This is a genomic window from Bilophila sp. 4_1_30, assembly GCF_000224655.1.
GTDB lineage: Bacteria > Desulfobacterota > Desulfovibrionia > Desulfovibrionales > Desulfovibrionaceae > Bilophila > Bilophila wadsworthia.
Genome location: NZ_JH114233.1, coordinates 19,532 through 28,808, shown reverse-complemented (window position 1 = coordinate 28,808; position 9,277 = coordinate 19,532). Strand labels below are relative to the sequence as shown.

Here is a 9,277-nt window from a genome sequence, read left to right as displayed (position 1 = left end):
CACGATCTGGGCGCGGCCCATTTCGTCGCCCGCCGCGGTGACCCCCGAGTTCAGCGACATGTTCTGCGCTTTGAAGGGGGCGACGCTGTAGCCGTCCTGCCGGAAGATGCGGCAGTAGGCCGCCGCAAGGATGCTCTTGCCCGCGTTGGAGGAGGTGCCCTGCAGCATGAGGGCCGGGGTATGGCGGGGGCGGCGGGATATGCCGGGGGAAGGGAGGAGAAACCCTTCTGGAGAAGGGCTTTCTCCTCCCTTCCCCCAGACCCCCATCCCTCCTCTTCCTAAGACTTTTATGTTTATTGAATCCTTGTTGCCGGATTCGGGTGAAGCCGGGGTTTCGGGGAGCGGGGAGGAGGAAACCCCGTGCGTCGTTTCCCGGATTGCGGAGAGGGCTTCGGCAAGGCGGCGGTGGTCTTCGGGAAAGCGGACGGCGGCACGGAACCATGAGCCGTCTTTGAGCCCGTGGTAGTTGGAGCAGTCGCGGACGGCGATGCCGAAGCGTTTGAGGAGGATGTCGAGCAGATTGCGGGGCGCGCCGGGCCAGCGGAACAGAACGTAGTTGGCGGCTGACGGGTAAACCTCGATTCCCGGCAGGGACGACAGGGCGGCGGCGAGATCCGCGCGGCGTTCGGCGTTCTCGGCGCGGGTTTGTGCCGCGAAGTCCGAGGTATCCGCGAAGACGGCTTGCGCGGCGGCCAGCGCGAAGGCGTTGACGCTCCACGCGGGCAGCTCGTCCCGGATGGCCTGTGCCAGCTCCGCATCGGCGGCGAGATATCCGAGGCGTACGCCCGGAACGGCATGGAATTTGGTCAGCGAGCGCAGGACAATGCCGTTTTTCGGAAGCCGTTGCAGTACGGAAGCCTCCGTTTCCGTCCCGGCGTATTCGACAAACGCTTCATCAATGATCCAAAGGAGATCGGAGCGCGAGGATATGAGGCGCAGGCATTCCTCCGGAGTACGGAACAACCCCGAAGGGTTGCCGGGATTGGCAAGGAAGACCGCCGATCCCTCGGGGGCATCGGTGAGCGCGTCGAGCAGATCCCGCGTGGGGACGGCTTCATCCTTTCCCGTATCTGTTGTCGGAACACATTGATTTTTTTCAATGATGCCTCCCCATACGGGGATGGCCTTTATCCCGGCGAGGCGGCAGGCTATGGCGTATTCGCTGAATGCGGGCTCGACGACGCGCACGGAAGGCACGCCGCGCTTGCGGAGTACGCGGGCAAGCGCGTGGATGAGCTCGTTGCTGCCGCTTCCGAAGACGAAGCGGGAGGCGTCCATCCCATGATGCCGGGCCGCCGCGAGCATGGCTTCCTCGGCATGGGGGGAAGGATAGGCCGCGAGTGCGGTCATGGCCCGGAACAGCGCGGCACGGATGAACTCCGGCGGGCCTTCGGGCCGCACGTTCACGCTGAAATCCAGTAAGGAGGCCGGATCGCGTCCGGCGGTAGCCGCCATGCGCAGCAAGTCGCCGCCGTGGGCTTCGGGTTTCATAACGATTCCTCTTTCTGTACTTGCCCGGGAGGTTTCCCCCAAAGCGTGAGGGCATCGGCCCTTGAATGTTTTGGCTCCGTCATGGGATGCGTTCGTTTCATCTCCGCAACAGGGTGAAAAGGGAGCTTTTTTCTCCAGTTTTCCCGTTGGTGAGCGTTATGGTCGAGGCATTTTGTTGGCTGTCTCTTTGGAATGTTAAGAAAGGAAGCATCAACCGTGTACTCTGGCAGAGCCAATGGTTTTTATGCAGAAATGACACATAGTTTTTGAAAAATATTCCCAGACGGACGTCCTGCCTGCTTTCCCGGATTTGTGCATATGTTCCCGCCGAGGCCGTTCGCCGATTCAAGCCATCAGATTGGTATGTTGCTTTCCATAAACAGGGCCTCAAGGATGCAGGCCGCGCAGGTTTCGGGATCGGTGCGGGTGGTATCCACGGTCATCTGGCCGGGGAGCGGCACATGGATGGAACGCGCCTGACGTTCGGCGTGCTTCCAGTCCGGCGTGCGATCCGTGCGCAGGGACTCGCGGCGCTGCAATTCCTTGGCGTCGCAAGTGACCTGCACGGACAGGATGGAAACGCCGGCCAATCGCTCGAGCAGGTCTTCAATCCAGCCCGGATCTTCGCCGATGACGTGGTCCACGATGACCCACGCGCCCGCTTTTGCCGCCGCCGCGACGCTGGCATGGAAGGTTTCGATGAGCGGCAGGCCCGTTTGCGCGAGTCCCGCCAGTACGGACCCGTATCCCCCCGTGCTCGCCCTCAGCAGCTGATCGATGGAAAGGGTCATGCAGCACAACCCGTAAACCGCGTGGAGCCGCGTTTGCAATGCTTGGGAAAGCGTGGTCTTTCCCGCGCTTGACGGCCCGTTCAGGAGGATGACCTGACCGGAGGGGGAGGTGGGCCGAGGGGAGGAAAATCCTTCCGAAGAAGTTTTCCCGCTTTTGGGGGCTTGGCCTTCCTCGGCATATCCCTCATTTCCCCAATAGAGATGGACATACCCGGCTCTGACGTTGCCGAAGGCGACCCCGGCTTTTTCGACGCCTGAGCGGGTTCGGACTTCGTACAGGGGCGGATAGTCGCGGTGCAACTCGATGTCGGACCAGTGAAATTCGTGTCCTCGGAAGGTTTCGTGCCGCAAGCCGAAGGGCGCGCCGGAGAGCATGGAGGCTTCCCGGTACCCAAGGGAACGGATGCGCCCACCCATGCGCGCCGTGGCGTCGATGACCCCGCACATGGGCCAGATGCGGCGGTCGTCCCGCGTGCCCCCGGCCTCTTCGGAGGCTTCGAGCGTGGTGCAAAGATACATGTAGCCGCCGCATTCCGCATATATTTCTCCGCCCCGTGCGGCGAAGTCCCGGATGTTTTCCCGCATGGCGGCGTTTTCGGACAACTCGCGGGCAAAGACTTCGGGATAGCCCCCGCCGAGGTACAACGCCTCAATGCCGATCGGCAGGACCGTATCCGCGAGCGGGGAAAAGGGAACGGGTTCCCATCCCTGCGAACGTAAAAAGCGTTCGTTTTCCTCATAATAGAAGCAAAAGGCCTTGTCTTTGGCGATGCCCATGCGCCGGGGCGGGACGTTCTCCGAAAGCAACGGCGCGGGCGCTTCCGGGCGCTTCGACGTGGTCAGCGCGAGAAGGCGATCAATGTCGAGATGCTGTTCCGCCATCTCTGCTAGCGCGTCGAGCCATGCGGCGGTGGTCCCGGCCTCTTCCGAGGGGAGGAGCCCGAGCTGGCGTTCGGGCAGCCGCCATTCCTCACGACGGGGCAGCGCGCCGAGCAGCGGCGGAAGGTTGGAGCGTTCCAATGTCTCGCGTAATATGTCCGCATGACGGGGGCTTCCCACATTATTGGCAATGGCTCCGACGAGGCGGACGCCCATGCGCACGGCATGAAGCTGGAACCCGGCAACGAGCGCGGCCACGGAACCCGCCATCCCCCTGCCGTTGAACACGAGTACGATCGGAAGGCCGAGGGCGCGGGCGCAATCGGCCGTGCCTCCCGCCGGAACGCCGGGATCACGGCTGTCGAAAAGCCCCATGACGCCCTCGCAGACGGCGGCGTCGGCGTCATGCGCGCGGCTGTCCCACAGCGCCCGGACACCATCACGGCCCATCATCCACGTATCGAGATTGCAGGCGGGCCGCCCGGTGGCCTGAGCATGGAAGGTAGGATCGATGTAGTCCGGCCCGCATTTGAACCCCTGCACCCGCAGGCCGCGCCGGGCAAGGGCCCGCATGAGCGCGATGCTCGCCGTGGTCTTGCCCTCGCCCGAACGGGGCGCGGCGATGCAGAAGGCGTGGAATGTCGTATGTCGCATAGGCTGTTCCCGTTTCCCGATGCCTCGAAAAGGCTTTCCAACAGGTATTCAATACACGCAAAAGTCTTGGGAGAGAGGGGATGGGGTTTTGGGGAGGGGAAGCTCTTCTTCAGAAGGGGTCTTCTCCCTAACCCAATACCTGCTCCATATACTTCTCAACATACCCCCGCGCCTCGTACATGGCCCCGGCGTCCGTGATCGTACGCGGGCCGCCGATGATGACGAGGGTGGACATATCCACTTCGTCGGCGGGGAAATCGTCGAGCCTGCCGATCCATTTGGCCTCCTGAGGCCGTCCGGCATGTCGGACATAGGCGCACAATACGTCGCCTCCGCGTCGTTCCCTGAAAATGTCGAGCGCTTCCGTGAGCAGATGCCGCCGTTTGCGCCCGGCGGGATTGTAGAGCGTCACCGGCAGGGCCGACTGCGCCACGGCCCGGAGATTTTGCCGTACTTCGTCCGAAGGGACAAGCAGATCGGAAAGGCTCACCAGCGAAAAACCGTTCTGGAGCGGCGCCCCAAGCGAAGCCGCCGCGATGTTCGCCGCCGTGATGCCCGGCAGGACCCGGATCGGGATGTCCGCGAATTCCGGCTCCCGCGCCCGCAGCTCGAACAGCAGCCCCGCCATCGCCAGAATGCCGGGGTCGCCGGAGCAGACCATGCAGACTTTCTGCCCGGCTGCGGCGGCTTCGAGCGTAGCCCGGCACCGCGCCACCTCGCCCATCATACCGTTCTGGATGATTGGTTTTCCGATGATGCGATCACGAATGAAATCAACATAATTGCTGTATCCTGCCACTGTGTCGCAATGCCTGAGCGCGGCGTCCACCTCGGGCGTGATCTGCTCGGGAACGCCGGAGCCAAGCCCCACAACCACGACCTGTCCGCGAGTAGCCTTGGGTGCGGAGAGGTGCGGCAGGCGGGCCAGCGCCAGCGTGACGTCTCCAAAGGCGGCTTTCGGGGCGTACAGTGCGGGCTGGGGGATTGAGCCGTATCCGGCGGAAAGCAGGCACGCGGCCTCGCTCACCGAAGCGGTGCCGACCTTTTCACGGACTTTGGCCGAGGGCGTGGGCACGGGCACGGCGTCAAGCCGGGCGGCGGCGTGGAACTTGACGGGCACCTGCCACTTTTCGCCCAATTCGAGGATGGCGGGCTCATCGGCTTTCACGTCGCACGAGGCGATGGCGGCGATGTGTTCAGGCCGCAAACCGAGATCGGAGAGATGGCCTTCCGCGATGAGCCGCAGTTCCAAGGGCTCGACCCCACGACGGCAACCCACGCCGAGAACAAAGGATTTGCTCGTGATGTCAAGGTGCTGTACCTCTTCGGGCACCGTGCCTTCGGCATCCCAGAGCACGGCATGGCGAGCGGTAATCGTTTCCGGGCTGTCTGTGTAGATAACTTGGTCCGCCCCGACGAAATGGCGGTCGAACACCGTGCGGGGGCCGCAGAAAGCGACCGGTTCTCCTGAGAGCAGGGCGGCGTTGAGGCTGCGGATGGCGTCGGTATTGAGGATGCGCGCATGTTCTTGGGCGGCGGCCTCGTCAAAGGCCGGGAGGCCGTTTACGTCCGTAGCGGTGCTGATCACGGCCTGCCCGCCGGTGACGCGGGCTACGCGCCGGGCGAGACGGTTTGCGCCCCCGAGATGCCCCGACGTGAGGCCGACCACATGGCTACCGCTTTCTGAACATGACAATACGGCGGGATCGCTGGTCTTATCTCTGAGCAGCGGAGCAATCTTGCGCACGGCTATGCCGGTCGCGCTGATGAAGATATGCGCGTCGAACTGCCTCCAGTTGGTGGACAGGGTCGCGTCAAAGGTTTCCCCCGGCGTACGGACGACGTCCGGCGCGCCTGTGGGACGCGTGGAGTGGATTACCGCAGGCAGGCCGAGTCCGGCGGCGATTTCCTTGGCGCGGACAACCCCCTTGTCGGTAAAGGCATACAGGGCACAGCGCCCGTCAAAGGCTTCGTTGGCAAGGTGGTTTCTGTAACCATGTGAAAAGTCAGCGCCATAAAGCCGTGATGCGCCGCCTTGGGCATCCAGCGCCCGGCCCACGAAAATGAGTGCCTGCCGTCCGAAACCCGCCTCTTCGACCTTGCGTGCGATGTCGGATACAGTGCCCCGGAGGATGCGTTCGTCAGGCCATGTCGCACGGTAAACGACCGCCGCCGGAGTATCCGGGGACAGACCGCCCTCAGCCATGAGATCCGTCATCAGATCGTCAATCTTTCCTGTACTGAGGAAGAAGACCAGCGTCGCTCCGGTCCGTGCGAAGGCCGCCGCGTTTTCGCCCTTGGGCATGGGAGTGCGCCCAGGGGTGCGGGTGAGTACGACGCTTTGGCTCACGTCGGGGCAGGTGAGTTCGCAGCCGAGAGCCGCCGCCGCACCGAAGACGCTGCTCACGCCGGGGACGATGCGCGAGGCGATGCCTTTTTCGGCAAGAGCGTGGATCTGCTCATTGATCGCGCCGTACATGGCCGGATCTCCGGTGTGCAGGCGGACGACGCGCTTTCCGGCGAGGGCGGCTTCGCTCATGGCGGCGACTTGCTCCCCAAGGTTCATGGCGGCGCTGTCCCTGCACTCGCAGTCGGGCTTGCAGCGCTTGAGGTGCCCGGGATTGACCAGCGACCCGGCGTACACTACGAGGTCGGCCTGTTCCAGCGCACGCAGGCCGCGCAGGGTGATGAGATCTTCCGCGCCCGGTCCGGCGCCGACGAATTCGACGAGAGGAGTGTTCATGACGTTATCTCTTTCTGAAACGTAAACAGGTAGATGGTATTCTGTTGCTTCAAATGGTGGCTCGTCCCGGCAATGGGTTGCTCGTGGGCGATGTTGAGGCTGCACAGGCCGGTTCTCCGCTCGGGAGACCATGCGGACAGGGCATGGAAACTTTCGAGCGTCACCGCGCTCGCCGCCATGATGCCGCCCGGCGCCAGCCTTTCCATGCACGCCTCCAGCAGTTCCGGCAAGCCCCGCCCGCCTCCGCCGATGAAGACGCGGTCGGGGGGAGGGAGGAGGGAAGGGGGGGGGAGTTCCGCTGTATGGAGAGGAAAGGAGGTTGTCTGCGGATGAGGCATGGATGAGCTCGAGAGCGTCGCCTATGTGGAGCGTATAATTGGAGACGCCCAGACGGGCGCGGTTACGCTCGATGATCGCGCCGCGTTCGGGTTTGCGCTCGATGCCGACGACGTTGAGGTTGGGCCGCAGTCCGGCGGCTTCGAGCCCCACGGAACCGCTTCCGGCCCCGATGTCCCACAGCATGCCCCATGCCGGAAGCCGCAGCCGCGACAGGATCACCGCCCGCACATCGGAGGCGGTAATCAGGTTGTTCTCGCGTTCATAGTCTTCTTCCGGGAGCCCAAGGGTGAGTATCGGCGCGGGGATGCTGCGGGATATGGGGGAATCGCCGTGAATGCCGGAATCGGGACGCGTATCGTGAGCAATCCGGGCGACGGTATGAGGGACACAGTGCCAAAGGTTCGGGAGCAGAAGCAGGATGGACGTGGGGCCGCATTCCGTGCGGGCCAGATCCGCCAGCGGGCCTGAAAAGAGGCGTTCTTCTGCGGAGCCGAGCCGTTCGGCGATGACGGCGGCGCGCCCGGCGGACGCGGGATGGAGCTTGAGCACGGCCTGCGCTATGGCGTGGGCGGGATAGCGGCTTCCGGCATAGGCGACGGAAAGCGGGGCTTCGGCAATGGCACGGGCGGGCAAGGCTTCGCCGGAGTGCGCGCTGAACAGGCGGGCGTCCTGCCACGGCAGGCCGAGCCGGTGAAACAGCGCCTGAAAAGCGGTAATGCCGGGATGATACACAATAGTGTCATCGGGGTGGGCTATGCCGGAAAGCGTACCGCCGAACCCGTGGTACAGCGCATCTCCCGAGGCCAATACCACGATATGCCGCCCGGCCCGGCACAGGGTGAGGGCGTCCTCCGCATCCTCACGGGCTTTCGCGCCGATGATCCGGGTCAAGCGGGCTTCTACAGGGCACGCGGCCAGCAGCGCCCGAGAACCATACACCACGTCCGCCCGTCCGATCAGCCCCAGCGTTTCGGCGTCCTCCGGAAAGCCGATGCCGCACGACACGACGTCAATGCGCCCAGCTTCCGCATCCATTCCGTTGCCGTCCATAGCCTTCAATCCTTTTTGCCGTCCAGAAAATACGTCAGGCCGATCGTTCCGCTGTCTTCAGGGACTCCCCTGTGCTCCCCGCTCCTTGCCGTGGGAGCTTCTGGGGAAGAGGCGGAGGCATGGGAGGGGTCGCTTTGTCCCGAAAAAATTTTTCCGTTTTTCTCCGGTTCCTTTTGCTCACCCCATTTTTCCTCAAATAAGAATTGTCCTTCAAAATCGAAGACGAGCAGCCGCAGCGCGATGTCTTCCCCGCAACGGCGGGCAAACTGCCCGAGGGCGGTGCGGGCGAGGCGTCGTAGGATACCGGGCCGATCCGCTTCGGGGATGGACAGAAGCGCTTCCCGCACGGAAACGCTGTGCGCCAGTGCATCGTGCAGGGCTTCTTCCCCGGGCAGGTGCTTCCGTACCTCGGCACGCAACAGATCCATATCCTGACTGACTTTGTGGGCATGGGTGTTCTCAAATCCAGCCGCGTACTTGCACAATTTCCCCGCCATGCAGGCCACGACGATTTCGCGCATCCCGTATTCACAGGCCGCGGCGAGGCTCTCCGCGATAAAGTCCCCGATGCAGGCGAACGCCGTTTCGGGCAGAGAGGGAAGCCGCCGTTCCGCGCCGGACTTCGTGCGTCCGCCGGTGCAGAACACCATTGTCGTCCCGTGGGCGATATGGTGCGATTTCACGCAAATCCGCACGGTTTCGATATAGGCTTCGTGGCTGTAGGGCCGCACGAGCCCGGTCGTCCCAAGGATCGAGATCCCGCCGACAACGCCGAGGAGCGGGTTGAGGGTATGTTTTGCCAGCTCCTCCCCGTTCTCCACACCGATTTCCAGCAGCCAGCATCCGGCGTCGAGCCCGGCGCGGTGCAGGTTCTCCGCGATCATCCGGCGCGGGCCGGTGTTGATGGCCCACTTGCCCTGTTCGCAGTCCAGTCCGGGGCGGGTACACAAGCCTACGCCCGCCGCGCCGCGCAGGATGACAGTACCGCCTCCCACGCTCAACGTATAATCTTCTTTCCGTGCGTCCGAAGCCGAGCAGCTCCGCATGTTCCCGAACAGGATTGCGCCGTGCGTGCAGTCCGGGTCGTCGCCGCCGTCCTTGCGGACGGCAGCCATATGGCCCTCGTCCTGCTCAAGCAGCGGAAGGATGCGCTCCCTGCCATCAAGGAACAGCATCGGGATTGCGGGCAGGGACGTTTCCGGCCGCGTCAGCCGCAGCCACGCCGCCGTCGCCACCGCCGCCGCGCACGCGCCCGTGGAGTAGCCCCAGCGCAAGGTTTTCTGTTCGGTCTGTTTCATAGCGCGTTGGATCGGGTTGGGTTATGCGAACT

The 9,277-nt window shown here is 63.8% G+C and carries 4 protein-coding genes; all 4 read right to left on the bottom strand.

Annotated features, from left to right (window positions below; genetic code table 11):
• Positions 1 to 1,491, bottom strand: a 1,491-nt coding sequence (locus tag HMPREF0178_RS12240; protein WP_009368350.1) for a histidinol-phosphate transaminase, incomplete at its 3' end; no start/stop codon positions are given.
• 353 nt (positions 1,492 to 1,844) lie between these two features.
• Positions 1,845 to 3,815: a cobyrinate a,c-diamide synthase gene (locus HMPREF0178_RS12235; protein WP_009368349.1), complete on the bottom strand. Its 1,971-nt coding sequence runs from the start codon at positions 3,813 to 3,815 to the stop codon at positions 1,845 to 1,847.
• A 127-nt stretch (positions 3,816 to 3,942) separates the two neighbouring features.
• Positions 3,943 to 7,947, bottom strand: a complete 4,005-nt coding sequence (cobM, locus tag HMPREF0178_RS12230; protein ID WP_009368348.1) for a precorrin-4 C(11)-methyltransferase — start codon at positions 7,945 to 7,947, stop codon at positions 3,943 to 3,945.
• A 5-nt stretch (positions 7,948 to 7,952) separates the two neighbouring features.
• Positions 7,953 to 9,245 carry a cobalt-precorrin-5B (C(1))-methyltransferase CbiD gene (gene cbiD, locus HMPREF0178_RS12225; RefSeq protein WP_009368347.1) on the bottom strand — a complete coding sequence of 431 codons (1,293 nt, stop codon included), beginning with the start codon at positions 9,243 to 9,245 and terminating at the stop codon, positions 7,953 to 7,955.
• Positions 9,246 to 9,277: the final 32 nt, after the last annotated feature.